Origin of the sequence: Streptomyces sp. NPDC051576 (assembly GCF_040681835.1) — a bacterium.
Classification (GTDB): Bacteria; Actinomycetota; Actinomycetes; order Streptomycetales; family Streptomycetaceae; genus Streptomyces.
On sequence record NZ_JBFAZO010000011.1, the window covers coordinates 128,651 to 153,675 of the forward strand.

The following is a 25,025-nucleotide window of genomic DNA, read 5'->3' on the forward strand; positions in this document are numbered from 1 at the left end:
GCGCCCACCGAACTGTCTCAGGCCGGGCGCGCGACCTGCTCGTACTGCCGTACCAGCCCGTCCAGCAGCGCCGCGAGCCCCGTCTCGAAGGCCCGCTCGTCGATCTTCTCCTGCTGCTCGGCGAGGAGGTGCGCCTGCCCGAGGTGGGGATAGTCGGCGGGGTCGTAGGCGCTCGCGTCGTCCACGAACCCCCCGGCGAACGAGCCGAGCGCGGAGCCCATGATGAAGTACCGCATCAGCGCGCCGATCGACGTGGCCTGTGCCGGCGGCCAGCCCGCGTCGATCATCGCGCCGTAGACCGCGTCCGCGAGGCGGAGTCCGGCGGGGCGGCGGCCGGGGCCGGTGGCGAGGACCGGGACGATGTTCGGGTGGTCGCGCAGGGCGGAGCGGTAGGAGACGGCCCAGTCGTGCAGTGCGGTGCGCCAGTCGCGGCCGTCCTCGAACATCGACAGGTCGACCTGCGCGCTCACCGAGTCCGCGACCGCCTCCAGGATCTGGTCCTTGGTGCGGAAGTGGTTGTAGAGCGAGGGCCCGCTGACCCCCAGCTCGGCGGCGAGCCGACGGGTGGAGACGGCCGCCAGGCCCTCCGCGTCCACCAGTACCCGGGCCGTCTCGACGATCCGGTCGGTGCTGAGGAGGGGCTTGCGCGGTCGGGCCATGGCGCACATAGTAGGGCCGTAACCGAGAAACTAGCAGTGCTAATTTAAATGTGGGGTGATCGCGGGTGGACCTGGGACTCAGCGAGGAGCAGACCGCCGTACGGCGGCTCGCCCGGGACTTCGTCGAGCGCGAGATCGCCCCGCACGTGATCGCCTGGGACCGCGCCGAGGAAGTGGACCGGGGGATCGTGAAGAAGCTCGGAGACGTCGGCTTCCTCGGGCTGACCATCGACGAGGAGTACGGCGGCTCGGGCGGCGACCATCTCGCGTACTGCCTGGTCACCGAGGAACTCGGGCGCGGGGACTCCTCCGTGCGCGGCATCGTCTCCGTGTCGCTCGGGCTGGTCGCCAAGTCGATCGCGGCCTGGGGGAGCGAGGAGCAGAAGCGGCGCTGGCTGCCGGGGCTCACCTCCGGCGAGCATGTCGGCTGCTTCGGCCTCACCGAACCCGGCACCGGCTCCGACGCCGGAAACCTCACCACCCGGGCGGTCCGGGACGGCGACGACTACGTCATCAGCGGCACCAAGATGTTCATCACCAACGGGACTTGGGCCGATGTGGTGCTCCTGTTCGCGCGCTCGACCGACGCCCCGGGCCACAAGGGTGTCTCCGCCTTCCTCGTGCCGACCGACACCCCCGGCCTGACCCGCCGCGCCATCCACGGCAAGCTGGGCCTGCGCGGTCAGGCCACCGCCGAACTGGTCCTCGACGGCGTCCGCGTCCCCGCCTCCACCATGCTCGCCCCCGAGGGCAAGGGCTTCTCGGTCGCCATGTCGGCGCTGGCCAAGGGGCGGATGTCGGTCGCGGCGGGCTGCGTCGGCATCGCCCAGGCCGCGCTGGACGTGGCGGTCCGCCACGCCGGTGAGCGCGAGCAGTTCGGGAAGCCCATCGCGCAGCACCAGTTGGTCCAGGAACTGATCAGCGACATCGCCGTGGACGTGGACGCGGCCCGGCTGCTGACCTGGCGCGTTGCCGACCTCATAGACCGCGGCCTGCCCTTCGCCACCGAGTCCTCCAAGGCCAAGCTCTTCGCCTCGGAGGCCGCCGTGCGCGCCGCCAACAACGCTCTCCAGGTCTTCGGCGGCTACGGCTACATCGACGAGTACCCGGCAGGGAAGCTGCTGCGCGACGCCCGCGTGATGACCCTCTACGAGGGCACCAGCCAGATCCAGAAACTGCTCATCGGGCGGGCGCTGACGGGTGTCTCGGCGTTCTGATCGACCGGGCTGAGTACGGGAGTTGAGTATCTGAGCGGATGTCGCGTGGGCCGTGGTCGCCGACGCTTGTCCCCATGAGCGAAGCATCGGGCAAACCGCAGAACACGGCCGCCTTCTACGGCCAGGCCGTCGCCTCCTTCTCCGTCGCCATCGCGGCGACCGCCATCGGCATCTTCAAGCTGCACGCCGACGCCTGGGTACGGGCCTTCCTCGCGATCGCCGTCCTGTATCTGGTCACCTCCTCCTTCACCCTCGCCAAGGTGATCCGGGACCGGCAGGACGGGGCGCGGGCCGTCTACAACCCGTTCGAAAAGCTCTGAGCGGGCAGACTAAGCGCTCGCTCAGGTTCGGCGGTATGGTGGAGCCCTTGTCATCGAGAGGGGCTTACGAGCGATGAGTACGGCTCAGGACACCACCGCGGGCGACCCGCAGGCCTGGGGCGAGGTCACGCCCGACGCGGCCCGGCGACTGTTGATCGCCGCCGTGGAGGCCTTCGCCGAGCGCGGCTACCACGCGACGACCACCCGGGACATCGCCGGCCGCGCCGGGATGAGCCCGGCCGCGCTCTACATCCACTACAAGACCAAGGAAGAGCTGCTCCACCGCATCAGCAGGATCGGCCACGAGAAGGCCCTCGACATCCTGCGTACGGCGGCGGGGCGCGAGGGCAGCGCCGCCGAGCGGCTCGCCGACGCGGTGAGCTCCTTCGTGCGCTGGCACGCGGGCGGGCGTACCACCGCCCGGGTCGTGCAGTACGAACTCGACTCGCTCGGCCCGGACGCCCGCGCCGAGATCCTCGCGCTGCGCCGGCAGGTCGACGCCGAGGTGCGCGGGATCGTCGAGGACGGGGTGGCGGACGGCTCCTTCGACGTACCGGACGTCAAGGGCACCACCCTCGCCATCCTGTCGCTGTGCATCGACGTGGCCCGCTGGTTCAGCCTCGACGGACCCCGGACGCCCGACGAGGTCGGCGCGCTCTACGCCGACCTCGTGCTGCGGATGGTGGGGGCCAAGTAGCCTCCGCCTTACGGGGGTTGAGCGGGTCAGAGGTAGTAGCGGGACACCGACTCGGCCACGCACACCGGCTTGTCGCCGCCCTCGCGCTCCACGGTGAACGCGACGGACACCTGGACGCCGCCCGGCACGTCGTTGACGCCGGTGATCGTCGCGGTGGCGCGCAACCGGGAGTCGACCGGGACCGGGGCGGGGAAACGCACCTTGTTCGTCCCGTAGTTGACGCCCATCGTCACGCCCTCGACCTTGATGAGCTGCGGCCCGAAGAGCGGGAGCAGCGACAGGGTGAGATACCCGTGCGCGATGGTCGTCTTGAACGGCCCGGCCGCCGCCTTCTCCGGGTCCACATGGATCCACTGGTGGTCGCCCGTCGCCTCCGCGAAGAGATCGATCCGCTTCTGGTCGATCTCCAGCCAGTCGGTGTGGCCGAGCTGCTCGCCCACCGCCGCCCTCAGCTCGTCCACGGACGTGAAGATCCTCGGCTCTGCCATGTTGACCGGCCCTCTCGCATCGCACACTGTCTGTCCAACGGTCTAAGCAACTGCTTAGCATGGTCGGGTCGAAGGCCCCTGTCAACGGACCGGGGGTGTGACGCGATAGGTAGGCTCTGACAGGTGCCCCAGATCCCCGAGAAGATCCACGAGCTGACCGTCGGCCAACTCGCCGCACGCAGCGGCGCCGCCGTCTCCGCGCTGCACTTCTACGAGGCCAAGGGCCTGATCAGCAGCCGCCGTACCACGGGCAACCAGCGCCGGTACACCCGCGACACTCTGCGCCGGGTCGCCTTCGTGCGGGCGGCGCAGCGCGTCGGCATCCCGCTGGCCACCATCCGCGAGGCGCTCGCCGAACTACCCGAGGAACGCACCCCGACCCGCGAGGACTGGGCCCACCTCTCCGAGGCCTGGCGCTCCGAACTCGACGAACGCATCAAGCAGCTCAACCGCCTCCGCGACCACCTCACCGACTGCATCGGCTGCGGCTGCCTGTCCCTGGCCACCTGTGTCCTCTCCAACCCGGACGACGTGGTCGGCGAACGGGGCGCGGGTTCACGGCTGATGGCGGAACCGGGGGAGCGCCGGAAGGCCCGCGCCCCCCGGGACGGCGGTTCGGGTCCCGGGGCGCGCGACTGAAGTCGCGATCACTCGTATTCGGTGCCGCCCTTCCGAGTCAGGTAGGCGGCGCTGACGGCCTTCGCGATCGCCCGGCCACCGGTCACGGGGCTGTACCGCTCTGCCACCGGACGGATCACGACCCCCTCCCGCAGGTGCAGCCCGCGCCCGGACACGGTCTCCCGCCCGCTCGCGACCTCCAGCACCCGCCCGATGTCGTACGGCCCCTCGTACAGCCGTGGCACCAACGGCAGCTCCCCGTCGAGCAGTTCGGCCGCGTCCAGCCAGCGCACCTCGCCGTCGATTTCGGCGGACACGTCGAACACGGCGTACCCGAGGGTGCTACGTCGTCCGTCGGCGCCGTAGGTCAGATCCTGTACGCCCGCGCCGTAGACCTCGCCGAAGATCCCCACCCGGCGCGCGCCGAGCCGCTCGGCGAGGCGGGCGGCGGCTTCGGGGACGGCGTGGCCGCGGACCGCCCGCCAGTACAGATTGCCTGGATCCTCCTTCAGGGCAAGGGACTTGGCGCCGAAGCCCTTCGAGGAGACCTGTACGCGGCCGTCCTCGGCGAAGTAGGTGAGCAGGCAGGCCGAGCCGTGCAGCTTCTCGGTCAGGACCACAGCCTCGCCCGGTTCGAAGATGCCGGGAAACCGCTGGATGTTCTCGATGTCGACCCAGGGCAGCAGATCGGGCGCGGACTCCACGTCACCGTTCATCGTGGGCGGGATCGGCGGCACCCACTTGGTGATGCCGAGCCGCTCCGCGAAGTCGGTGCCGTCCAGGGCGGCCTGAGCCAGATCCACCTCCGCGAGGGCCTTCGGCCGGCAGACGATCCCCTGCGACAGCTCACCGCGCAGCCGCACCGCCCTGACCCGGTCGGCGTTGCTGCCCGCGAGGCGTCCGGTCAGCCCCAACTCCTCGATCAGCGCGGCCGGGAGCACGGACTGCTCGGGGATGTAGACGGCGGTCTCACCGGTGCGGTACGCGCCCTTGGCGACGACGGCCCGGTACAGGCCGACCTGGGCCAGTTCGAGGGCGTCGGCGTTCGGGTGTTCATGGACGGTCAGCACTTCGGCGGTGACGCGCAGCGTCGACATCGGGGGACTCCTCGTTCTCAGTTGGGTTTCATCGCCGCCAACTGTCCTGATCCGAAAGGGGTGGAGCGAGGGGATTTGTGGCTGCTAGCGTCGGTGGTCCCATGACCTCATCCGCGCTCGTCGCCGCCCTCGCCGACATCGACACAGTCTTCAACGGCTTCGCGAGTCCGGGGGAGACTGGCTGCGAGCGGTGCTTCGGCGCGGAGGAGACCGCGTTCCTGCGCACGCCGTACCGGCGCGTGCCCGACGAGCTGCTGAACAGGTTCGTCTTCAAGGACTCCCTGCACTTCGAGGACCACGCGGCCGTGGTTCGGCGCCTGCTGCCACAGACCGCGCGGGCGATGGCGGACGGTGGTCTGGACGGGATCGGCTGGGGCCACCATGCCCTGAGCCGGACGGACTGGCGCACCTGGCCCGCCGAACAGGCCCTGGCCGTCGAGGAGTTCGTACACGCCTGGTGGCAGGACACCCTGCGCGCACCGCACCCGCAGTACCCCGTCCAGGACGTCTTCGAGACCAGCGCCTCCATCCTGCGTACCGCGACCCCATTGCTGGACTCCTGGGACGCCGACCCGGTGGCCGACGCCCACCTGGTGCGCTGCGCGCAACTCTGGTTGGACGATCTGCTGACCGACGCCTCACCGTTCTCCTGGTGGCACCTGAAAGACGACGGCTCGGAACTCGCGGGTCTCCAGGCGTGGTTGGCCGGGCGCGCCCCCGCCCGCCTCCGGGTACATGGTGAGCCCGACCTCGCCGTGCGGGCCGGACTGCTGGCGCTGCCTTATGACGAGCGGTGGGCCCACTCGTATTGGAGCAGCGCCTCGGCGATCAACTGACCGCTGGGCGCGGCCTGTTCGTCGTGCTGGCCCGACTCCGTGCCCACGGCGGCCCCACCTCGCCGCACAGACCGAACTCCTCGCGCTGCCCTACGACGAGCGCTGGGCCCACCCGTACTGGACCAACGCCTCGGCGATCAACTGAGCGTTGGACAAGGCTCGTTCACCATTCGGCAGGAACAGCGTGTCCTCCAGGCCGATCCGGGTCGCGAGACCCAACCGACCCGCGAGCCGGAGCACCGGCCAGGCGCCGCCGTCCTCGCCGTGGAGCAGAACCGGGCGCCCGTGTCCGATGTCGAGGTCGGACAGCAGCACGCGCGCGGACGCTTCCGCTGCGCTCGGGTCGGGGTCGGTCACCTCGGCGAGGACCCGTAGAACCTGACAACGGTGAGGGGATGCGGCGAACCGGGCGGAGCCGTCCGTCCCCGACCAGATGCCCGCCTCCACCCCGACGCCCCGGTCCAGCAGGGCCGTCGCGACCTCCTCGGCGCCGGGCTCGTGCCAGTTGACCGAGGCGTGGTCGGGGAGCAGCGTCCAGGTTCGTATCCGCAACACCCGGGCCACGGGGTCCGGTTCGGTCCAGGCGCCCGTGGTGACGCCGATCGGGACGGACACCCGTGCTCGTATCGCGTCGAGCGTCGCCGCCAGGACGCGAGGTGACAACGTGTCCTGTCCGCAAGGGGACTTGGGGTGGACGTGGATGTCGGTGGCCCCCGCCGCGACGGCCTCGGCCGCGGCGTCGGCCAGCGCCTCCGGGGAGACCGGCACCACCCCACCGTCGGCGGGACCGCGGGCGCCGTTGAGACAGACCTGCACCATGCCCCGATGGTGCCACCCACCACGGACGTCAGCCCCACACCCACCGGATCCCGAACCGGCACGGCCCCGCGCCGAGGGCCACCGCGTGCACCGAGCCGGAGGCGTCCACGCGGAGCCGCTGTTCGCGCGGGCGGCGTTCGTCGGAGCGTGGGTCGAGGCCGTTCGTGCGGAAGGAGTAGCAGGTGCGGGGCAGGGACTCCTGCGCGAAGCGGACCTCCAGGAGGTGTTCGCGCATCGGGACGTGGATCGTGGTCTCGGCGCGCTGGGAGTACGGGCGTGGGTCCCGGTGCTCGACCGTGTAGTCGACGATCACGGTCTCGCCGCGAACCAGCGGGCGGTCGAAGAGCAGCTCGGCCGCGACCAGCCCCTCGTCGGGGAGTTCGACGACCGTGCCGAGCCGGGCCGGAGCCGCCACCCGGAAGCGCGGCAACGGGCCGGGCGCGTCGAGCCGGTACAGGGCGATCCAGCGGTCCGCGCCGTCCGTCTCGGCGCGCAGCAGACGGTGGCTGGTCATGGACTGCACGCGTCGGTCGGCGCCGACGTCGACGCGGTTGTGGCAGCTCAGCCGGGTCAGGCTGTCGTCCCAGCGGGTGTCGAGCGCGGCGAGGGCGGCGGTGAGGTCGTGGTGGTCCGACCAGACCCGCGCCAGGTCGGGTCGGTCGCCGACCGGTGGCAGCCAGCGGCCCCGGGGACGGGGCGGCCCGAGCAGGCCGGTGAGCGCGCCGGGCGGCAGCCGTAGGACGTCCTCCAGTACGGCGAGCGCGGCCAACGACCGTTGCCGTTCGGGCTGGTAGCGGCCGGACTGCCAGGAACTGAGCGTCGCCGACGCCACCGGCGTGCCCCGCCGCAGCAGCCGGTCCTGGATCCGGTCCAGGCTCAGCCCGCTCGCCGCGATGGCCGCGCGCAGCGCCTCGTGGAAGGGCATCGACTCGGTTCCGGAAGTCACGTACTCAGCTCAAGTCAGGGCCGTGGCGGGGCGGAAGACCGTTGCCCCGATGTTGGCGCAGACTTTCCCGGCGGTTGAGCCTTCTTGAATGAACCTGTCAGGTTTCTCAGGTGTAGACCGCTGGGGGTGTCCTGTCGTCAATTCCCGCAAGACTGAAGGTGCTTGACCGTATTGCCATGCTCATGAAGCCTCGCGGAAGCTTCTGTCCACTGCCGTCACGGCAGTCCCCCCACCCCTCGAATGACGGAGAGTCATGTCCGCGAGATCTTCCGCCGGGTTCGTACTCGTCACCGCCGCCGCCCTCACCGCCGCCCTCGCAACCCCCGCGCTCGCCGCCGCCCCGAGCACCGCCGCGCACACCCCCGCCCAGCTCACCCAGTCCATAGCGAGCCACGAGAGCCACACCCTGCACGGGCTCGCCAAGCCCGGCAGGACCAACGCCACCGTCACCTCCACCAACTGGTCCGGCTACGCGGCCACGGGATCGACCGGCGCGTACACGTCCGTGACCTCGTCCTGGACCCAGCCGACCGTCACCTGCTCCTCGGCGACGACGTACTCGTCCTTCTGGGTCGGCCTCGACGGCTACAGCAACTCCGCGCTGGAGCAGACCGGCACGGAAGCCGACTGCATCGGCGGCAAGGCGACCTACGGCGCCTGGTGGGAGGTGCTGCCCGCCTCGGAGAGCGCGTACTCCGGTGTCACCGTCAAGGGCGGCGACAAGTTCACCGCGACCGTGACCTACACCGGCTCCACCTTCACCATGACCCTCGCCGACTCCACCGAGGGCTGGACGAAGACCACCAGCCACGCCGGCTCGTCCGGCTTCAAGAACGCCTCCGCCGAGGTCGTCGCCGAGGCCCCCGAGGTCGGCGGCTCGGTCGCGAGCCTCGCCGACTTCGGCACCGTGACCTTCACCGGCGCCAAGGCGAACGGCAGCAACCTGGACACCTACTCGCCCAACGAGATCGTCATGACGAAGAGCAGCAGCTCCGCCGTACGGGCCCAGCCGGGCGCGATCTCGGGCGGCAGTTTCGCGGACGTCTGGAAGGCCAGCTAGAGCGCACCAGCGCCAACTGGCGCCTGCGGCACACCGCTTCGGGGCTGTCGACGGATCGCCGTCGGCAGCCTCAGCCGTTACGCAGCACCTTCCGCCGTTGCACCGGCAACGGCAAATCGGCCGGGTCAAAAAGGGGTGCGGCATCCCCGGCGCACCCCTGGCGCCCTTCTTCGGTTCGCCCCGGTTCAGGCCGACATCAGCAGCCGTCCGCGCCTCGCGTACGCCAGGGCCTCGGGGGTGAGCACCGGACGCGGCACGACGATGCCGCAGTCCGTGCAGACCGGGCCCGAGGAGGGTTCGTGGGCCAGGTCGTACTTCCACAGGAGGCGCTCCCCGGCGCACACCGGGCACACGGAACCCGGTTCGCGCTCCAGGGCGGCGATCAGCCGTCGCAGCACCTCGGCCAGTGGTTCATGGGGGTGGAGGCGGGGGTCGTCGCACCAGGCGACACCGAAGCCGCCCCAGGTCAGCCGGTGCCAGTCGTCCACGCTGCCCGGGCGGCGGAGCCCGTCGTGCTTCTCCTTCTTGCGGCGCTCGGCGAACCCGACCTCGTAGGCGAGCCAGACCTTGCGTGCTTCCTCCAGCTCGTCCAGTGCGGCCACGAGCCGCGCCGGGTCGGGGGAGCGGTCCTCGGGTCCGAACCCGGCCCGGGAGCTCAAGTGGTCCCAGGTCGCCCTGTGCCCATAAGGGGCGAACCGCTCAAGGCACTTGCGCAGCGAGTAGCGCCGCAGCGCCAGATCGCACCGGGGATCTCGCACCTGTCTCGCCAGACTCCGGAAACCGGCCATCGCCCTGCACCTCCGTCACACCTGCACCTGTACTTCGGTCACCTCGGCGTCGTCGAACGGACGTCGCCGAATAGACGTATCGACAAGCGATTTGGCTCCATCCGATTTCCGATGCCCCCCATAAGCAGCTCACGCTCATCCAAAACTTGACGCATGTTCATCTTCAATCCCGGGGATACCGGCGGTAACGTCCCGCCACACCCCCGTCGGTAGGAGCTGCCATGCCTCGGCGCACCCCACGTAACTTGCTCGACAGACTGAGAACTCCCGGCAGATTCCCCGGGTTCCTGAAGGCCGCATCCGTATGCGCCCTCATTGCCGCCCTTTTGTCTCCTCTTGCCCAAGGAACCGCTACGGCGGCCACGGCCTCCAACGACTACTGCGGCGGCCAGTGCTCGGACATCCTCCCGGCCGGCGAGAACGGCAACGCCACCCTCGCGCAGATCCTTTTGAACCAGGCCTTCGGTGTGCAGCCGGCGCACGCCGAGGACCAGCTCGGCCCCTACGCCAACCTGGCCACGGGCGCCTCCAGCCTGACCGACGCGAAGATCAACACCTTCTTCAACGACGCCTCGTTCGGGGTCGCCTCCGACCAGGTCGCCTCGACCGAGAGTCCGAGCGGCCGCACGGACGTGACGATCGTCCGCGACAAGGCGACCGGTGTGCCGCACATCACAGGCACCACGCGCTACGGCACCGAGTACGGCGCCGGATACGCGGCCGCCGAGGACCGGCTCTGGCTGATGGACGTCTTCCGGCACGTCGGACGCGGCCAGTTGACCACCTTCGCCGGCGGGGTCGCCGCCAACCAGGGGCTTGAGCAGGAGTTCTACCGCAACGCCCCCTACAGCGAGGCCGAGCTGCAGTCCCAGATCGACAACGCCGTCGCCAACAACGGCGCCCGCGGCCAGCAGGCCCTCGCCGACGCCAACGCCTACCTGGCCGGCATCAACGCCTACATCGACGCCTCGGACAGCGGCCGTTACTTCCCCGGCGAGTACGTCCTCACCGGACACAAGGACTCGATCACCAACGCCGGCACGATCGACCACTTCAAGATCACCGACCTGGTCGCGCTGGCCTCCGTCATCGGCACGCTCTTCGGCTCCGGCGGCGGCGGTGAGGTCAACAACGCCATGTCCCTGCTCGCCGCCCAGGAGAAGTACGGCGTGACGGAGGGCACCAAGGTCTGGGAGTCCTTCCGCGAACGCAACGACCCCGAGGCCGCGCTCACCGTCCACAACGGCGAGAGCTTCCCCTACGGCACCAAGCCCACCACCGCCCAGGGCGAGGCCCTGCCGGACGCCGGTTCGGTGACGACCGAGCCGCTCGTCTACGACGCCACCGGCACCGGCGCCGACCAGAGCGCCGACGCGGCCTCCGCCGCGGCGACCGCGACCGCCCTCAGCTCCGCCAAGCGCGGAATGTCCAACGCCCTTGTGGTGAGCGGCAAATACACCGCGAGCGGCCACCCCATCGCCGTCTTCGGACCGCAGACCGGCTACTTCGCACCGCAGTTGCTCATGCTCCAGGAGATCCAGGGCCCGGGCATCAGCGCCCGCGGCGCCTCCTTCGCGGGCCTGAGCATGTACGTCGAACTCGGCCGCGGCCAGGACTACTCGTGGTCCGCCACGACGTCCGGGCAGGACATCATCGACACCTACGCCGTCGAGCTCTGCCAGGACGACTACCACTACCTCTTCCACGGCACCTGCACGGCCATGGACGAGATCGAGCAGAAGAACTCCTGGACGCCCACCACGGCCGACGGCACCGCCGCCGGGTCGTACACGATGAGAGTGTGGAAGACCAAGTACGGACCCGTCGAATACCGGGCGACCGTCGGCGGGAAGAAGGTCGCCTACACCACCCTGCGCTCCTCCTACATGCATGAGGCCGACTCGATCATCGGCTTCCAGATGCTCAACGACCCGGACTACGTGAAGAGTCCGCAGACCTTCCAGAGCGCCGTCCAGCACATCAACTACACGTTCAACTGGTTCTACGCCGACTCCCAGCACACCGCGTACTACAACAGCGGCAACAACCCGGTACGGCCGAGCGGTGTCGACCCCGAGTTCCCGATCTGGGGCCAGGCCGCCTACGAGTGGCAGAACTGGGACCCCACCACCAACACGGCCGACTACACCCCGGCCTCCGCGCACCCCAACTCCATCGACCAGGACTACTACATCTCCTGGAACAACAAACAGGCGCTCAACTACACGACCGCGAGCTGGGGCGACGGGTCCGTCCACCGCGGCAATCTGCTCGACGACCGGGTGAAGAAACTCGTCGCGGCCGGCGGGGTCACCAGATCCTCGCTGGTGAAGGCGATGTCCGACGCCTCGCTCACCGACCTGCGCGCCGAGGACGTCCTGCCCGATCTGCTGAAGGTGGTCACCAGCAGTACGGTCACCGACTCCACCGCCGCCGCTGCCGTGACCAAGCTGCAGACCTGGCTGACGGCGGGCGGCAAGCGCACGGAGACCTCGGCCGGGTCCAAGACCTACGCCAACTCCGACGCCATCCGGATCCTGGACGCCTGGTGGCCGCTGCTGGTGAAGGCCGAGTTCCAGCCCGGCCTCGGTGACGACCTGTACACCGCGTTCACCAAGAACCTGTACATCGACGAGACCCCGTCCGCCGCACACGGCCCGACCGGGGCGCACGCCGGCAGCTCCTTCCAGTACGGCTGGTGGAGTTATGTCGACAAGGACATCCGGTCGGTGCTCGGGCAGAGCGTGTCCGGGCCGCTGGCCGAGCAGTACTGCGGCGGCGGCAGCCTCAGTGCCTGCCGGGACATCCTGATCAGCACGCTGAAGACGGCGGCCGGCACCAGCGCGGCCACCGTCTACCCCGGGGACTCGCTGTGCTCGGCGGGCGACCAGTGGTGTGCCGACTCGATCGTCCAGCGGACCCTGGGCGGCATCAAGCACTCCAACATCAGTTGGCAGAACCGGCCCACCTTCCAGCAAGTGGTGGAGTACACGTCACACCGGTGACGCCTGAGCGGCGGCGGGCCGGTCGATCCGGCCCGCCGCCAGCACCACCCGGGCGAGTTCCGGATGCACGATGTCGCTGTGCGCCCCGCTCGGGGCACCGCCGTGACACACCACCGCGCAGGCGTCGACGTTGACACAACCCGACGCCGGCAGCGGTGAGTTCAGGGCCTCGGCCAGCGTCAGCGAACGGGTGCCCGGCACCGCCTGGACGCCGTCGTGGCCCATCGCGCCCCACCTGTCGCCCAGCACCCGCCCGATGTCGAGGGCGGTGAACGAGCGGTCGTCGTCCGCCATCCGCGAGGCCAGCGGATAGATCGTGCCGAGCGCCGAGTCGCAGTGCGAATAGCAGCACACCAACGGACCGTCCACACGGTTCTGTTGACCTTGCAGCACGCCTCCCGTGCGCGGGTCGTCCGGCAGCCGGGCCGCGAACGCGTAGTGCGAGAAGGCCCCTTGGAGCAGCGTCACGGACTTGACCGTGTGCACTCCCTCGGGCAGACCCCGTAGCGCGAACGACACCAGACGTCCGCCGAAACTGTGCCCCACCAGATGCACCCGCACCTCCGGCGCCACCGCCGCGAGCCGCCCGACCACCGGACCCAGACCCCGCTCGCCGACCGTGCCCGCGCGTCTCTTCATCGCGAAGTAGGCCGCCTGCCGCAGCAGCTCGCGCGCACCCGACCACGGGTTCGGCAGCGCGAACTCTGCTACCCGGCCGGGAGATTGAGGGTCCGTCAGCTGAGCCAGCGCCCGCGCGAACTGGTCGCAGACCTCGGCCGCGGCGCCGACGGCGAGCATCCGCGGCTCGCACTGCGGCACCCCCTCCGCCAGCGTGTCCGCCCCGAACAGCGCCTGCGGCCCGGGCGGCACCACCTCCACGAGCGCCCGCATCAGCCGCCCGAACTCCTCCAACTCGGCATCCTGAGCGGGCTGTTGGTCGAGCATTCGGGCGATCTGGTCGATCACCGTCGCCTTGCCGGGAAAGGTGTCGAGGAGCGCGTGCCGGGTCTCGTCGTCCAGCGCCGGGGGAGCCACCCGCCCGGCCACCGCCACCGTGGATCGCGGGAAGCTCGGGACCGGCTGGTCCGGGAACTCCATGGATGGCCAGATCACGCCCACGTACCCGATCCCGACCTTCGGCGCGAGGCGCGGAATCGGAGCGAAGAAGCGGCTGTAGAGGTCGGTCGCGGTGGAGCGCCGACTGTTCCACCCGTGCGAGAACACGATCAGCTCACCGACCCCGCACTGCCGCACCTCCCGCAGCAGCCGTTCGCGTTCTCCCTGGTCGACATCCCCGTCGGCGTCGAAGGCCAACTCCCAGTACGGTCTCACACTCATCGCCGGATCCGCCATGACAGGCCCCCATTTCCCCCGGAGCGGTGCGCTGTGGGCGCATCGTCCCGCTACCGGTGAAGATTGGCCATACGTCACGACTCACTTGTAGAGGAGGTATTCAGTTCGAACCCGCCGGAACGCCCGCAACTCCTCCTGCCAGCCCGCCACCACCTCGTCGGTGCCCGCACCCGAGTCGATCGCCGTACGCACCCGGGCGGACCCGGTGAGCTTGTCGATCCAGTTGTCCGAACGCCAACCGAAGCCGCTCCAGACCTTCTTGGCGGTCACCAGCAGCGCGATCCCGGTGCGCACGGGGTCGTAGGCGGCCCGGTCGTGCACATGGATCTGCACCCCGCCGACCGTCGTGCCCTGGAACTTGGAGAACGTCGGCGCGAAGTACGCCTCCCTGAAGTGCACGCCGGGCAGCCCGAGTCGATTCGCCTCCGCAGCCCAGTGGCCGTCGATGCCCGCCGCGCCGAGCAGTTCGAAGGGCCGGGTGGTGCCGCGCCCCTCGGACAGGTTCGTCCCTTCGAAGAGACACGTCCCCGAGTACACGAGGGCGGTGTCCGGCGTCGGCATGTTGGGGCTGGGCGGCACCCAGGGCAGCGACCGGGCGTCGTAGAACTCCGACCGGCTCCAGCCCGTCATCAGTACGGTCTCCAGCGGCACCGGTGTCGTGAGGAACTCCCCGTTGAACAGCCGGGCCAGCTCGGCGACCGTCATCCCGTGCGCCTGCGCGATCGGCTGCCGGCCGACGAAGGTCGCGAACTCCCGGTGCAGAACCGGGCCTTGGGCCGCCCTCCCGGTCACCGGGTTCGGGCGGTCGAGCACCATGAAGCGCTTGCCGGCGAGCTGGGCGGCCTCCATGCAGTCGTACAGCGTCCAGATGTACGTGTAGAAGCGGGCGCCGACGTCCTGGATGTCGAAGACCACGGTGTCCACGCCGGAGGCGGTGAAGACCTCGGCGAGTGGTTGGCCGCTCTTCAAGTACGTGTCGTAGACGGGGAGTCCGGTCGCCGGGTCCGTGTAGCGGCCCTCGGAACCGCCCGCCTGCGCGGTGCCCCGGAAGCCGTGTTCGGGGCCGAAGACCGCGACGAGGTTCACCCGGGGGTCGGCGTGCATCACGTCGACGATGTGACGGGTGTCCCTGGTGATGCCGGTGGGGTTGGTGACGATGCCGGTTCGCCGGCCGCCGAGCTGGGCGTAGTCGTGTGCGACGAGTTGTTCGAAGCCGGTGCGCAGTCTGTGGGGTTTGAGGTGTGCGGGGGTGAGGGCTGCCGCCGGGGTCGCTGCCAGGAGGGTTCTTCTGGTGAGGGGCATGTCGGCACGGTAGGGGCTGTGGCGGCTTGTGAGGAGGTGGCGGGGCCGTCGGAGAATCCGCCCTTCCGGTGTTACATACCGACCGGTTAGTCTGGCTGGGCAGTGGAGCCGCAGTCGAAGGAGACCGATGGTGGAAGCCGTTCAGGGTGCCGGTGTGGTTGTGACGGGCGCGGGGGGTGGCATCGGCGCCGCCCTCGCGCGGCGGTTCGCTGCCGAGGGGGCCCGGGTCGTCGTCAACGACCTGGATGCCGAGCGGGCCAAGGCCGTCGCCGACGGGATCGGCGGGATCGCCGTGCCGGGGGACGCCTCCGGGATCGTCGCTGCCGCCCGGGACGCTCTCGGCGGGACCGTCGACATCTACTGCGCCAACGCCGGGCTGGGTTCCGGTGGGTCGGAGGCCGCCGGTGAAGAGGTCTGGGCGCAGGCCTGGGACGTGAACGTCATGGCCCATGTGCGGGCCGCGGAAGCCTTGATTCCGGGGTGGCTGGAGCGGGGCGAGGGACGGTTCGTGTCCACCGTGTCGGCCGCCGGACTGCTCACCATGATCGGGGCCGCGCCCTACAGCGTCACCAAGCACGGCGCGTACGCCTTCGCCGAGTGGCTGTCGCTGACCTACCGGCATCGGGGCCTCAAGGTGCACGCCATCTGTCCCCAGGGCGTCCGCACCGACATGCTGGCCGCCACCGGCAGCGCGGGCGACCTCGTCCTCCAGCCGACCGCCATCGAGCCCGACGCCGTCGCCGAGGCCCTGATGAAGGGGATCGCGGAGGACCGCTTCCTGATCCTGCCGCACCCCGAGGTCGCCGGGTACTACCAGGTCAGGGCAGGCGAGCCGGACCGCTGGCTGACCACCATGAACCACATCCAGCAGAAGTGGGAGGCCGGAGAGTGACCGACTCCCGCTACGCCGCCCAGCCCTGGCTGGCCCTGCTCAACGAGGCCCAGCGCGGGCCGATCAGCCCGGACGACTCGCTGGTGCACGCCCTGCGCCGGGTCGTCGCCGAGACGCCCGACCGCACCTTCCTCACCTACTTCGACGGCCGGCTCGGCTATCGCGAGGTCGACGAGCTGAGCGACTCCGTCGCCGGGCATCTCGCCGCGCGCGGTCTTGAGCGCGGCGACCGGGTCGCCGTACTGCTGCAGAACTCGCCGCACTTCGTGCTCGCCCTGCTCGGTGCCTGGAAGGCGGGCGCGATCGTCGTCCCGGTCAACCCGATGTACAAGTCGGGGGAGGTGGCCCACGTCCTGCGGGACGGCGAGGTGGCCGCGCTGATCTGCTCCGACCGCGCGTGGGAGTCGTATCTGCGCGAGACCGCTGCCGGGTCGGCGGTGCGGATCGTGCTCACCGCGTGCGAGCTGGACTTCCAGACCCGCGACGACGCGCGCGTGCTCACCTTCGAGCGGCTCCCGCAGGCGGCCGACGCCGACGACCTCGTGACGGTCGCCCGCCAGGGCAACCCCGCACCCGAGGTCCCCGCCCCGGCCCCCGCCGACATCGCGCTGATCAGCTACACCTCGGGAACGAGCGGTGCCCCGAAGGGCGCCACCAACACCCACGGCAACATCCTCTACAACGCCGAACGGCAGCGCACCGGGCTCGGACTGCCGGACGCGCCGGTCTACTTCGCGATGGCGCCGCTGTTCCACATCACCGGAATGGTGTGCCAGCTCGGCGCCTCCCTCGTCAGCGCGGGCTCGCTGGTCCTGGCGTACCGCTTCGAGAGCGGGGTCGTGCTCGACGCCTTCGCCGAGCACAAGCCCCACTACACCGTCGGCCCGTCCACCGCCTTCATGGCGCTCGCCGCGCACCCTGCGGTCACCCCTGAGCACTTCGCGTCCTTCTGGAACATCTCCTCCGGCGGCGCCCCCGTACCGCCCGCCCTGGTGGAGAAGTTCCGGGCCGGCTTCGGGCCGTACATCCGCAACGGCTACGGCCTCACCGAGTGCACCGCGCCCTGCGCCTCCGTGCCGCCCGGCCTGGAGGCGCCCGTCGACCCGGAGTCCGGGACGCTGGCCGTGGGGGTGCCGGGGCCCGACACCGTCGTACGGATCGTCGACGACCAGGGCGAGGAGGTGCCCTTCGGCGAGCAGGGCGAGATCGTCGTGCGCGGACCGCAGGTCGTGCCCGGGTACTGGCGGCGACCCGAGGCCACCGCCGAGACCTTCCCGGACGGTGAACTGCGCACCGGGGACATCGGGTTCATGGACCCCCAGGGCTGGCTCTACGTCGTCGACCGCAAGAAGGACATGATCAACGCGTCCGGCTTCAAGGTGTGGCCGCGCGAGGTCGAGGACGTGCTGTACACGCACCCGGCGGTGCGCGAGGCGGCCGTCGTCGGAGTGCCCGACGGGTACCGCGGCGAGACCGTGAAGGCGTACATCAGCCTGCGTCCGGGCGCCGAAACCGACCCCGATGAATTCGCCGTGTACTGCAAGGAGAGACTGGCCGCCTACAAATATCCGCGCCAGGTGGAGATCCTGCCCGAGCTGCCCAAGACGGCAAGTGGGAAGATCCTCCGACGGGAACTGCGTTCCCGCCCCCACGACAGCGCGTGAACAACTGAGAGAGGCAGGTGGCGGCAGTGCCCAGGACGACCGACACAGACGGGGCTCCTGTCCCCCAGCGGCTCCTCGCCGCCGCCACCCGGCTCTTCGCCGAGCAGGGTTACGACCGCACCTCGGTGCAGGAGATCGTCGAGGCCGCGGGCGTCACCAAGGGGGCGCTGTACCACTACTTCGGCTCCAAGGACGACCTCCTGCACGAGGTGTACGCGCGCGTGCTGCGCCTCCAGCAGGAGCGCCTCGAGGTGTTCGCCGGAGCCGACGAGCCGGTCGAGAAGCGGCTGCGGGACGCCGCCGCGGACGTCGTCGTGACGACGATCGACAACCTCGACGACGCGTCGATCTTCTTCCGGTCCATGCACCATCTGAGCCCGGAGAAGAACAAGCAGGTGCGCGCCGAGCGCCGGCGCTACCACGAACGCTTCCGCGCGCTGGTCGAGGAGGGCCAGCGCGAGGGCGTCTTCTCCACGGCGACCCCGGCCGACCTCGTGGTGGACTACCACTTCGGTTCGGTCCACCACCTGTCGACCTGGTACCGCCCCGGCGGCCCGCTCAGCCCCCAGCAGGTCGCCGACCACCTCGCCGACCTGCTGCTGCGCGCGCTGCGGCCATAGACAACAAATCCGCTACGACTCGGGAGCGGGCCCCAGTCCCGCCTCCCGGGCCCAGGCCGCCGCCTCCGCGCGGTCCGCGACGCCCAGCTTGGCCAGTACCGCCGACATGTGGTTGCTGACCGTCTTGGGGGACAGTCCCAGTTGGGTGGCCACCATCGAGTTGGGCCGGCCGGCGGCGATCAGCGCGAGGACGTCCCGTTCGCGCGGGGTGAGTGTCGGGCAGGGATCGGGCCGAGCGGGCGGCCGGCTGAGCTGTCCGAGCACCCGCCGGGCGACCCCCGGACCGAAGATCGCCTCACCGGCGGCCACCGCCCGGATCGCCCGGACGATCTCGTCCTGGCCCGCGCCCTTGAGGACATAGCCCAGGGCACCCGCCCGCATCGCGGCGAACACCGAGTCGTCCTCCTCGACCATGGTGAGCATCAGCACGGCCACCCGGGGCGCCACCCGGCCGATCTCCCGGGTCGCCTCGATGCCGTTGAGGTCGGGCATCCGGATGTCCATCACCATCACCTGCGGACGCAGGGTCACCGCCGCCCGGACCGCCTCCCGCCCGCTCGCGGCGACCCCGACGACCCGCACCCTGGGGGTCCCGTCCCGCACGGACTCCAGGAGCGCGGCCAGCCCGGTACGGACCACGGGATGATCGTCGGCGAGCACGACCCGCAGCGCGTCCCCGTCGGCCCCGTTGTCCTCACCGCCGGGTTCTCCGCCCGTCACGTCGCCCCTCCCAACGGCAGTGTCGCCACCACCCGCCCGTGCCCGGCCACGCACCGACCGCCCAGCTCGGCCGCGCGTTCCTGCATCGACGTGATGCCCACCCCCGGCGTCCACGCGGTCTCCTCGTCCACCGGCGCACCGTCGTCACACACCTCCAGGCGCAGCCCGTCGCCGATCTCGATGCTCAGGTCCACCCGGGAGGCGCGGGCGTGGCGGGCCGCGTTGGTCAGCGCCTCGATCGCGATGCGGTACGCGGCGACCTCCACGGCGGCGGGCAGCGCCGGCAGCAGCTCCGGTGCCCGGACCCGCACCTGGAGCGGGACGCCGTCCGCCCGCCAGGACAGCCGCACCGCCCGCTCCCGCAGCGCGCCCAGCAGCCCCAACTGGTCCAGATCCGGCGGCCGTAGCCCGTCCACCAGCCGGCGCACCTCCGCGACCGCGCCCCCGACCTCGGACCGCAGCTCGACGAGCAGCTCCGCCGCCCGTTCCGGATCGAAGGCCAGCAGATTGCGTACGGCGTCCGCCTGGAAGGCCGCCCCCGCGAGGGTCGGCCCGAGCCCGTCGTGCAGATCGCGGCGGATCCGCCGCCGCTCCTCCTCGCGCGCGGCCACGATGCGTTCCCGGGAGTGCTGCAACTGCCGGGTGAGGTCGGTGGCGTGCAGCGCGGCGGCGAGCGGTACGGCGAGCAGTTCCAGGACCGCCAGGTCGGCGGTGTCGGGCTGCTGTTCGCCGGGGCGCAGCCCGATCACCAGCGCGCCGACGGTCCGGCCGTCGTAGTCCAGCGGTATGGCGTGGATCCGTTCCCCTGGCTCACCCCAACTCCCGTCCGTCACCCCGGACTTCGACTCCACGCAGACGTACGGCAGCCGCAGTGCCTCGCCGACCGCCTCCGGGACCGCGTCGACGCCGGTGCCGGCCAGCCGTTCGCCGATGCGGGAGACCGCGCGCACCGGGTCGTGGCGGTCGCCGTACATGGCGTGGCCGACGACGCGTTGCAGCAGGCGGCGGGCGGGTTCGAAGACGACGGCGAGGGTGACCGTGATCAGCGCCGGGCCGAGCAGCGCGGGGTCGGGGTTGAGGAGGGCCTGGGCGGAGGTGACGAGGCCGACGTAGGCGACGATCACGCCGACTGTGAGCGCGCCGTAGAGCAGGCTGCGGGAGACCACCAGGCGGATGTCGAGCAGCTCCTCGCGGACCACCGCGATCATGATGGCGGTCGGCAGGAACAGGGTGCAGCACGAGGTGTAGACGGCCGGGAAGCCCATGATCTGCAGGGCCATGCTCAGCGCCAGCGGCAGTATTCCCGCGATCAGCCACAGCAGCCGTCGTCGGTCCTGCTCGGTGCCGCGCCGGTAGCGCATCGCCATGACGGCGAACACGGCGGCCAGCACCAGACAGGCCTTGGCGGTCTCGATCTCCCGCAGGGCGGGCATCCAGCCGCCCGGCACCGGGAGATAGGAGGGCTGGGCCGGGGTGCCGCGGAACAGGCCCCAGTCGTCCCGTGCCCAGATCGCGAAGTCGAGCGGGGAGGACAGGAGTTGGGCGGCCAGCGCCCAGCGCCAGCGGGGGTCGGGCAGTCGGCCGTCGGGGAACAGGAAGAACACCAGCACGAACGCCGTGGAGCTGCCGAGGATCCAGGTGTGGCGGCCGACCGTCGTGAGCGCGTGCAGTACGTCCGGTGACCAGCCCCACCGCAGGCCCTGGACGGCCAGTCCGATCGACAGGCCCGTGAAGGCGTGGCCCAGCCCGTAGGCGATCAGCAGCCACCCGATGGGATTGCGCGGCCGGTGCAGTGCGATCACCGTGCCGCAGACCGGGTAGGCGAGGCCGACCGCCAGGTCGACGACCATGTCGTAGTGGACCAGGTCCGCGAGGGAGACCTCGGCCACCGCCAACGCGACCGCCCCGACCGCCACTTGGAGTGCCGCCAGCCCCAACAGCACGTACGCCGTCGCCGCAGGTGGCCGGGTGCGCCCGTCACGGTCGTTCATGCGTCCCATCGTGGGGGCGCGGCACCCGGGTGTCTCGGGAACGCTTCCCGGTCCACCCGGGAGAGGTCCCCGGCGTCGCCCGAGGGATTCCCCTCAACTCCCGGCCCCCGTCGCCGCGATGCTCGTAGCAGCGGAACGGCGGGCACACCGCCGGACCGGACGACAGGAACCGACGGGGGAAACACCATGCTGTCAACGAAGCGACGCCTGACCGGCGTTGTCCTGGGCTCCCTGCTCGCTCTCGGCGGCACGGCGGCGGTGCCGGCCGCCGCGCAGACACCCGCGCAGACACCGGCCCGGGCCGGGTGCGGCATCTCGGTGAACGAGCCGCACATCTACCAGCGTTGGAGCGCGCTCGGCGGAGCCGGCGGCTGGCTGGGCTGCCCGACCACCGGCACCCGGGACGTGTACCTGAACAACGTGTACGCGGGCAAGCGCCAGTACTTCACCTACGGCACCGCCACCTGGTCGCCGCGCCAGGGCTCCAACATGGTCGTCGCCGCGTGGGAGGACCGCGGCTACGCCTACTTCAACTGGGGTACGACGGCCCCGGAGCACCACTACGACTCGTTCCTGGTCCGCTGGACCAGCGCCTCCGACCCCGGAGGCACTCAGCGGGAGTTCAGGGGCTCCACGTCCGGCCGGATCCGGGTGCTGGAGCGGAACACCGGCGCCTACGTCTTCACCGTCGAGGGCTGTGACATCGGCACCTTCGGCCACACCTGCCGCCAGGGCTGGACCCTGAAGGCGAGCACGCCCAACTGACCATCACCTCGGGGGAACGGGGCTGGAAGGGGTGCGACAACCCTTCCAGCCCCACACGTGCCTACAGGTACTACAGGTATTGCTTCAACTCCCGGCGCGCCAGCGACCGTTGGTGCACCTCGTCCGGGCCGTCGGCCAGCATCAGGGTGCGGGCGCTCGCGTACAGCTCGGCCAGCGGGAAGTCCTGGCTCACACCGCCCGCGCCGTGCAGCTGGATCGCCCGGTCGAGGATGCCGACGACCGTCCGCGGGGTGGCGATCTTGATGGCCTGGATCTCCGTGTGGGCACCCTTGTTGCCGACCGTGTCCATCATCCAGGCCGTCTTGAGGACCAGCAGGCGCAGTTGCTCCACGGCGACCCGCGCGTCCGCGATCCAGTTGTGCACCACGCCCTGCTGGGCCAGCGCCTTGCCGAAGGCGGTGCGGGACACGGCCCGTCGGCACATCAGCTCGATCGCCCGCTCGGCCATGCCGATCAGCCGCATGCAGTGGTGGATACGGCCCGGACCGAGCCGCGCCTGGGCGATGGCGAAGCCGCCGCCCTCCTCGCCGACCAGGTTCGTCACCGGCACCCGCGCGTGGTCGAAGACCACCTCGGCATGGCCGCCGTGCGAGTGGTCCTCGTAGCCGAAGACCTGCATCGCCCGCTTCACGGTGACGCCCGGGGTGTCGCGCGGGACCAGCACCATGGACTGCTGGCGGCGCGGGTCTGCCCCCTCCGGGTCGGTCTTGCCCATCACGATGAAGATCTTGCAGTCCGGGTTCATCGCCCCGGAGATGTACCACTTGCGGCCGGTGATGACGTACTCGTCACCGTCGCGCTCGATCAGTGTGGTGATGTTGGTGGCGTCCGAGGAGGCCACCTCCGGCTCGGTCATCGCGAACGCCGAGCGGATCTCACCGGCGAGCAGCGGCTCCAGCCACTGCTTCTTCTGCTGCTCGTCGCCGAACTGGAAAAGTACCTCCATGTTGCCGGTGTCCGGCGCCGCGCAGTTCAGCGCGGTGGGCGCCAAGTGCGGGGAGCGGCCGGTGATTTCGGCCAGCGGCGCGTACTGGAGGTTGGTAAGGCCCGCGCCGTACTCGGAGTCGGGCAGGAAGAGGTTCCACAGGCCCTGCCTGCGCGCCTCCGCCTTCAACTCCCCGACCACGGCGGGGGTGTCCCAGGGGGAGGCGAGCCGGGCGCGCTGCTCCTCGGCGACGGCTTCGGCCGGATAGACGTACTCGTCCATGAAGGCCAGGAGCTTGGCGCGCAGTTCCTCGGTGCGTGCGTCGAACGCGAAGTCCATGGTGGATCAGCCTTCCTGAAGGGTGGTCAGGCCGTGCTCGATGAAGACGGGGACCAGTTCGCCGATGCGGTCGAAGCCACGCCCGACCGTCTGGCCCAGGGTGTAGCGGTAGTGGATGCCCTCCAGGATCACGGCGAGCTTGAACCAGGCGAACGCCGTGTACCAGGCGACCGCGGAGACGTCGCGCCCCGAGCGCGCGGCGTACCGCTCGATCAGTTCGGCCGGTGCGGGGTGGCCCGGGGCCGAAGCGGTCGTGGAGATGGGGGAGTTGGGCAGCTCCAGCGGCATGCTGTACATCACCAGCAGGCCCAGGTCGGTGAGCGGGTCGCCGAGCGTGGACATCTCCCAGTCGAGGATGGCCTTGATCTTGTCGTCGTCCCCGATGAGCACGTTGTCGAGCCGGTAGTCGCCGTGCACGACCGCGGGCGCGGGGGAGTTGGGGAGGCGGCGGCCGAGGGCCGCGTGCAACTCCTCGACGCCGGCCAGCTCGCGGTTGCGGGAGGCGTCCAACTGCTTTCCCCAGCGGCGCAGTTGACGGTCCAGGAAACCCTCGGGCCGGCCGAAGTCCGCGAGGCCCACCTCGGCGGGGTCCACCGCGTGCAACTCGACCAGGGTGTCGACCAGTTCGAGCACCGCGCCCCGGGTGCGCTCCGGGCCGAGCGGGGCGAGTTCGTCGGCGGTGCGGTACGGCGTACCGTCCACGAACTCCATGACGTAGAACGGAGCCCCGAGCACCTCGTCGTCCTCGCAGAGCAGCACGGGCTCGGGCACCGGTACGTTCGTCGGGTGCAGGGCGCTGATCACCCGGTGCTCGCGCTTCATGTCGTGCGCGGTGGCCAGTACGTGGCCGAGCGGGGGGCGCCGTACGACCCACTTCGCGGAGCCGTCGGTGACCGCGTAGGTGAGGTTCGACCGTCCGCCCTCGATCAGCCGGCCGGACAGCGGGCCGGTCACCAGACCGGGCCGCTCGCGGTCGAGCAGACCGCGCAGCCGGTCGAGATCGAGTCCGGGCGGGTGGTCGGGGCTCATACATCACTCCTACGAACGGATGAACAGGACTCGACTCATCATGCCGACCAGTCGGTATGTCGTCCAGTACGGGAGCGAAACGTGACCGGAGCCACGATAGGCCCGGATCCGCCGTCGAGCGGCGAATCCAGGCCTACGTCCCTCAGTGATCGTCCCAGTGCCCGTCGTGCAGGGCGTGCCGGTGACCGTCGTGCACATAGTCGACGTGATCGCCGTGCAGCACGCTCTCATGCCCACAGTCCTGACCGTGCCGGTGCTCATGCCCCTCGTGGGCGACATGCCCACCCGGCTCGCACTCGTCCCAGTGCCCACCGTGCTCACGGTGCAGATGCCCGTCGTGCGCGTAGTCGACATGGTCCCCGTGCGGCACGACAGCGTGCCCGCAGTCAGGGCCGTGCGCGTGGGCGTGGGCGGAGTGCTCCAAATGCAGGACGGTCATGGCGCTCACCTTCGGAAGTACGGTCGATGACGTCGCACAGGTTGCCACGCGTATGCCTTGTATCGGGTCATTCCGGGCGCGTGGCGTGGGGGGCGGTGGGCTTGGTGCACGGGTGGGCTTCGGGGCGTGCTGTGGGTTGGGGCGGGGTGCCCTGTGGGCTTCGTCGGGAGGTCGGGGGTGTGGTCGCTTCGGCGGGCTGAGGCGATGGGTGGGCGGTGCGGGTGCGGGTGTTGGACGGGGGACGCGGACGAACAGTCCACGCTTCCCTGATCGGTGGGTCCGGGCCGGAGCGCGCTGACGCGCGATCGGCCCGTGCCCGGCGGCCCGTGCCCGGCGGCCCGTGCCCGGCGGCCCGTGCCCGGCGGCCCGTGCCCGGCGGCCCGTGCCCGGCGGCCCGTGCCCGGCGGCCCGTGCC

At 70.7% G+C, this 25,025-nt stretch carries 24 protein-coding genes; 11 read left to right on the plus strand and 13 right to left on the minus strand.

What is annotated here, in order from left to right:
• Nucleotides 1–17: 17 nt before the first annotated feature.
• Nucleotides 18–659 carry a TetR/AcrR family transcriptional regulator gene (locus tag AB0M63_RS32160; protein ID WP_366021875.1) on the minus strand — a complete coding sequence of 214 codons (642 nt, stop codon included), beginning with the start codon at nucleotides 657–659 and terminating at the stop codon, nucleotides 18–20.
• Between the two features lie 65 nt (nucleotides 660–724).
• Here AB0M63_RS32160 and AB0M63_RS32165 point away from each other — a divergent pair, with 65 nt between their 5' ends.
• The 3 genes from AB0M63_RS32165 to AB0M63_RS32175 all read left to right on the plus strand — a co-directional run bounded on the left by AB0M63_RS32165 (nucleotide 725) and on the right by AB0M63_RS32175 (nucleotide 2,893).
• On the plus strand, nucleotides 725–1,876 hold the full coding sequence (locus AB0M63_RS32165) for an acyl-CoA dehydrogenase family protein (RefSeq protein WP_366021876.1): 1,152 nt from the start codon (nucleotides 725–727) through the stop codon (nucleotides 1,874–1,876).
• 74 nt (nucleotides 1,877–1,950) lie between these two features.
• Nucleotides 1,951–2,196: a YiaA/YiaB family inner membrane protein gene (locus tag AB0M63_RS32170; RefSeq protein ID WP_355906309.1), complete on the plus strand. Its 246-nt coding sequence runs from the start codon at nucleotides 1,951–1,953 to the stop codon at nucleotides 2,194–2,196.
• Between the two features lie 73 nt (nucleotides 2,197–2,269).
• Nucleotides 2,270–2,893, plus strand: coding sequence for a TetR/AcrR family transcriptional regulator (locus AB0M63_RS32175; protein ID WP_355906312.1), 624 nt, complete (start codon nucleotides 2,270–2,272; stop codon nucleotides 2,891–2,893).
• Nucleotides 2,894–2,919: 26 nt separating this feature from the next.
• On the opposite strand, the gene AB0M63_RS32180 is transcribed toward AB0M63_RS32175, so the two are convergent.
• Nucleotides 2,920–3,381 carry a MaoC family dehydratase gene (locus AB0M63_RS32180; RefSeq protein ID WP_366021877.1) on the minus strand — a complete coding sequence of 154 codons (462 nt, stop codon included), beginning with the start codon at nucleotides 3,379–3,381 and terminating at the stop codon, nucleotides 2,920–2,922.
• 123 nt (nucleotides 3,382–3,504) lie between these two features.
• On the opposite strand from AB0M63_RS32180, the gene soxR reads away from it, so the two are divergent.
• Nucleotides 3,505–4,020: a redox-sensitive transcriptional activator SoxR gene (gene soxR / locus AB0M63_RS32185; protein ID WP_355906318.1), complete on the plus strand. Its 516-nt coding sequence runs from the start codon at nucleotides 3,505–3,507 to the stop codon at nucleotides 4,018–4,020.
• 8 nt (nucleotides 4,021–4,028) lie between these two features.
• On the opposite strand, the gene AB0M63_RS32190 is transcribed toward soxR, so the two are convergent.
• Complete coding sequence (locus tag AB0M63_RS32190; protein WP_366021878.1) at nucleotides 4,029–5,096, minus strand: RNA ligase (ATP); 1,068 nt, start codon at nucleotides 5,094–5,096, stop codon at nucleotides 4,029–4,031.
• 101 nt (nucleotides 5,097–5,197) lie between these two features.
• Here AB0M63_RS32190 and AB0M63_RS32195 point away from each other — a divergent pair, with 101 nt between their 5' ends.
• Nucleotides 5,198–5,932 (plus strand): hypothetical protein, encoded by a 735-nt coding sequence (locus AB0M63_RS32195; RefSeq protein ID WP_366021879.1) that lies wholly within the window; start codon nucleotides 5,198–5,200, stop codon nucleotides 5,930–5,932.
• A 90-nt stretch (nucleotides 5,933–6,022) separates the two neighbouring features.
• On the opposite strand, the gene AB0M63_RS32200 is transcribed toward AB0M63_RS32195, so the two are convergent.
• Nucleotides 6,023–6,751: a 3-keto-5-aminohexanoate cleavage protein gene (locus tag AB0M63_RS32200; protein WP_366021880.1), complete on the minus strand. Its 729-nt coding sequence runs from the start codon at nucleotides 6,749–6,751 to the stop codon at nucleotides 6,023–6,025.
• A gap of 28 nt (nucleotides 6,752–6,779) precedes the next feature.
• Nucleotides 6,780–7,697, minus strand: a complete 918-nt coding sequence (locus tag AB0M63_RS32205; RefSeq protein WP_366021881.1) for a hypothetical protein — start codon at nucleotides 7,695–7,697, stop codon at nucleotides 6,780–6,782.
• Nucleotides 7,698–7,950: 253 nt separating this feature from the next.
• On the opposite strand from AB0M63_RS32205, the gene AB0M63_RS32210 reads away from it, so the two are divergent.
• Nucleotides 7,951–8,757, plus strand: a complete 807-nt coding sequence (locus AB0M63_RS32210) for a G1 family glutamic endopeptidase (protein WP_355906333.1) — start codon at nucleotides 7,951–7,953, stop codon at nucleotides 8,755–8,757.
• A 185-nt stretch (nucleotides 8,758–8,942) separates the two neighbouring features.
• Here the strand turns inward: AB0M63_RS32210 and AB0M63_RS32215 are convergent, their stop codons facing one another.
• Entirely contained in the window at nucleotides 8,943–9,545 is a 603-nt protein-coding gene (locus tag AB0M63_RS32215; RefSeq protein ID WP_043681476.1) for a hypothetical protein, read from the minus strand.
• A 221-nt stretch (nucleotides 9,546–9,766) separates the two neighbouring features.
• On the opposite strand from AB0M63_RS32215, the gene AB0M63_RS32220 reads away from it, so the two are divergent.
• Nucleotides 9,767–12,550, plus strand: a complete 2,784-nt coding sequence (locus AB0M63_RS32220) for a penicillin acylase family protein (RefSeq protein ID WP_366021882.1) — start codon at nucleotides 9,767–9,769, stop codon at nucleotides 12,548–12,550.
• Here the strand turns inward: AB0M63_RS32220 and AB0M63_RS32225 are convergent.
• The gene (locus tag AB0M63_RS32225) at nucleotides 12,539–13,903 is read right to left on the minus strand and encodes a serine-threonine protein kinase (RefSeq protein ID WP_366021883.1); all 1,365 of its coding nucleotides are present in this window, start codon (nucleotides 13,901–13,903) and stop codon (nucleotides 12,539–12,541) included. The two genes, AB0M63_RS32220 and AB0M63_RS32225, sit on opposite strands and share 12 nt — an antisense overlap.
• An 81-nt stretch (nucleotides 13,904–13,984) precedes the next feature.
• On the minus strand, nucleotides 13,985–15,205 hold the full coding sequence (locus tag AB0M63_RS32230) for a DUF1343 domain-containing protein (protein ID WP_366021884.1): 1,221 nt from the start codon (nucleotides 15,203–15,205) through the stop codon (nucleotides 13,985–13,987).
• A 127-nt stretch (nucleotides 15,206–15,332) separates the two neighbouring features.
• Between AB0M63_RS32230 and AB0M63_RS32235 the strand changes: the two genes are divergently transcribed.
• Genes AB0M63_RS32235 through AB0M63_RS32245 form a run of 3 tightly spaced genes read left to right on the plus strand, consistent with a single transcriptional unit; the run spans nucleotide 15,333 to nucleotide 18,381 of the window.
• Nucleotides 15,333–16,097, plus strand: a complete 765-nt coding sequence (locus AB0M63_RS32235; protein ID WP_355906345.1) for an SDR family oxidoreductase — start codon at nucleotides 15,333–15,335, stop codon at nucleotides 16,095–16,097.
• Entirely contained in the window at nucleotides 16,094–17,761 is a 1,668-nt protein-coding gene (locus tag AB0M63_RS32240; protein ID WP_366021885.1) for an AMP-binding protein, read from the plus strand. The genes AB0M63_RS32235 and AB0M63_RS32240 overlap by 4 nt, the downstream gene beginning before the upstream one ends.
• Before the next feature lie 26 nt (nucleotides 17,762–17,787).
• Nucleotides 17,788–18,381: a TetR/AcrR family transcriptional regulator gene (locus AB0M63_RS32245; protein ID WP_366021886.1), complete on the plus strand. Its 594-nt coding sequence runs from the start codon at nucleotides 17,788–17,790 to the stop codon at nucleotides 18,379–18,381.
• 12 nt (nucleotides 18,382–18,393) lie between these two features.
• Here the strand turns inward: AB0M63_RS32245 and AB0M63_RS32250 are convergent, their stop codons facing one another.
• Together AB0M63_RS32250 and AB0M63_RS32255 are read right to left on the minus strand one after the other, a co-directional pair.
• Nucleotides 18,394–19,101: a response regulator transcription factor gene (locus AB0M63_RS32250; protein ID WP_366021887.1), complete on the minus strand. Its 708-nt coding sequence runs from the start codon at nucleotides 19,099–19,101 to the stop codon at nucleotides 18,394–18,396.
• Nucleotides 19,098–21,092 (minus strand): histidine kinase, encoded by a 1,995-nt coding sequence (locus AB0M63_RS32255; RefSeq protein ID WP_366021888.1) that lies wholly within the window; start codon nucleotides 21,090–21,092, stop codon nucleotides 19,098–19,100. The genes AB0M63_RS32250 and AB0M63_RS32255 overlap by 4 nt, the downstream gene beginning before the upstream one ends.
• 186 nt (nucleotides 21,093–21,278) lie before the next feature.
• Here AB0M63_RS32255 and AB0M63_RS32260 point away from each other — a divergent pair, with 186 nt between their 5' ends.
• Entirely contained in the window at nucleotides 21,279–21,857 is a 579-nt protein-coding gene (locus AB0M63_RS32260) for a hypothetical protein (RefSeq protein WP_355906359.1), read from the plus strand.
• Nucleotides 21,858–21,927: 70 nt separating this feature from the next.
• On the opposite strand, the gene AB0M63_RS32265 is transcribed toward AB0M63_RS32260, so the two are convergent.
• The 3 genes from AB0M63_RS32265 to AB0M63_RS32275 form a co-directional block, all read right to left on the minus strand.
• Nucleotides 21,928–23,142 carry an acyl-CoA dehydrogenase family protein gene (locus tag AB0M63_RS32265; RefSeq protein WP_366021889.1) on the minus strand — a complete coding sequence of 405 codons (1,215 nt, stop codon included), beginning with the start codon at nucleotides 23,140–23,142 and terminating at the stop codon, nucleotides 21,928–21,930.
• A 6-nt stretch (nucleotides 23,143–23,148) separates the two neighbouring features.
• Nucleotides 23,149–24,171: a phosphotransferase family protein gene (locus AB0M63_RS32270; protein ID WP_366021890.1), complete on the minus strand. Its 1,023-nt coding sequence runs from the start codon at nucleotides 24,169–24,171 to the stop codon at nucleotides 23,149–23,151.
• 142 nt (nucleotides 24,172–24,313) lie between these two features.
• Complete coding sequence (locus tag AB0M63_RS32275) at nucleotides 24,314–24,610, minus strand: hypothetical protein (protein ID WP_355906368.1); 297 nt, start codon at nucleotides 24,608–24,610, stop codon at nucleotides 24,314–24,316.
• Between the last annotated feature and the right edge of the window lie 415 nt (nucleotides 24,611–25,025).

Excerpts from the sequence above, each read along its gene's own strand:
- AB0M63_RS32160 (WP_366021875.1), bottom strand. The coding sequence starts at position 659 with ATGGCCCGACCGCGCAAGCCCCTCCTCAGCACCGACCGGATCGTCGAG.
- AB0M63_RS32170 (WP_355906309.1), top strand. The coding sequence starts at position 1,951 with ATGAGCGAAGCATCGGGCAAACCGCAGAACACGGCCGCCTTCTACGGC.
- AB0M63_RS32175 (WP_355906312.1), top strand. The coding sequence starts at position 2,270 with ATGAGTACGGCTCAGGACACCACCGCGGGCGACCCGCAGGCCTGGGGC.
- AB0M63_RS32180 (WP_366021877.1), bottom strand. The coding sequence starts at position 3,381 with ATGGCAGAGCCGAGGATCTTCACGTCCGTGGACGAGCTGAGGGCGGCG.
- AB0M63_RS32190 (WP_366021878.1), bottom strand. The coding sequence starts at position 5,096 with ATGTCGACGCTGCGCGTCACCGCCGAAGTGCTGACCGTCCATGAACAC.
- AB0M63_RS32195 (WP_366021879.1), top strand. The coding sequence starts at position 5,198 with ATGACCTCATCCGCGCTCGTCGCCGCCCTCGCCGACATCGACACAGTC.
- AB0M63_RS32200 (WP_366021880.1), bottom strand. The coding sequence starts at position 6,751 with ATGGTGCAGGTCTGTCTCAACGGCGCCCGCGGTCCCGCCGACGGTGGG.
- AB0M63_RS32210 (WP_355906333.1), top strand. The coding sequence starts at position 7,951 with ATGTCCGCGAGATCTTCCGCCGGGTTCGTACTCGTCACCGCCGCCGCC.
- AB0M63_RS32215 (WP_043681476.1), bottom strand. The coding sequence starts at position 9,545 with ATGGCCGGTTTCCGGAGTCTGGCGAGACAGGTGCGAGATCCCCGGTGC.
- AB0M63_RS32220 (WP_366021882.1), top strand. The coding sequence starts at position 9,767 with ATGCCTCGGCGCACCCCACGTAACTTGCTCGACAGACTGAGAACTCCC.
- AB0M63_RS32225 (WP_366021883.1), bottom strand. The coding sequence starts at position 13,903 with ATGGCGGATCCGGCGATGAGTGTGAGACCGTACTGGGAGTTGGCCTTC.
- AB0M63_RS32230 (WP_366021884.1), bottom strand. The coding sequence starts at position 15,205 with ATGCCCCTCACCAGAAGAACCCTCCTGGCAGCGACCCCGGCGGCAGCC.
- AB0M63_RS32235 (WP_355906345.1), top strand. The coding sequence starts at position 15,333 with ATGGTGGAAGCCGTTCAGGGTGCCGGTGTGGTTGTGACGGGCGCGGGG.
- AB0M63_RS32255 (WP_366021888.1), bottom strand. The coding sequence starts at position 21,092 with ATGAACGACCGTGACGGGCGCACCCGGCCACCTGCGGCGACGGCGTAC.
- AB0M63_RS32260 (WP_355906359.1), top strand. The coding sequence starts at position 21,279 with ATGCTGTCAACGAAGCGACGCCTGACCGGCGTTGTCCTGGGCTCCCTG.
- AB0M63_RS32265 (WP_366021889.1), bottom strand. The coding sequence starts at position 23,142 with ATGGACTTCGCGTTCGACGCACGCACCGAGGAACTGCGCGCCAAGCTC.
- AB0M63_RS32270 (WP_366021890.1), bottom strand. The coding sequence starts at position 24,171 with ATGAGCCCCGACCACCCGCCCGGACTCGATCTCGACCGGCTGCGCGGT.
- AB0M63_RS32275 (WP_355906368.1), bottom strand. The coding sequence starts at position 24,610 with ATGACCGTCCTGCATTTGGAGCACTCCGCCCACGCCCACGCGCACGGC.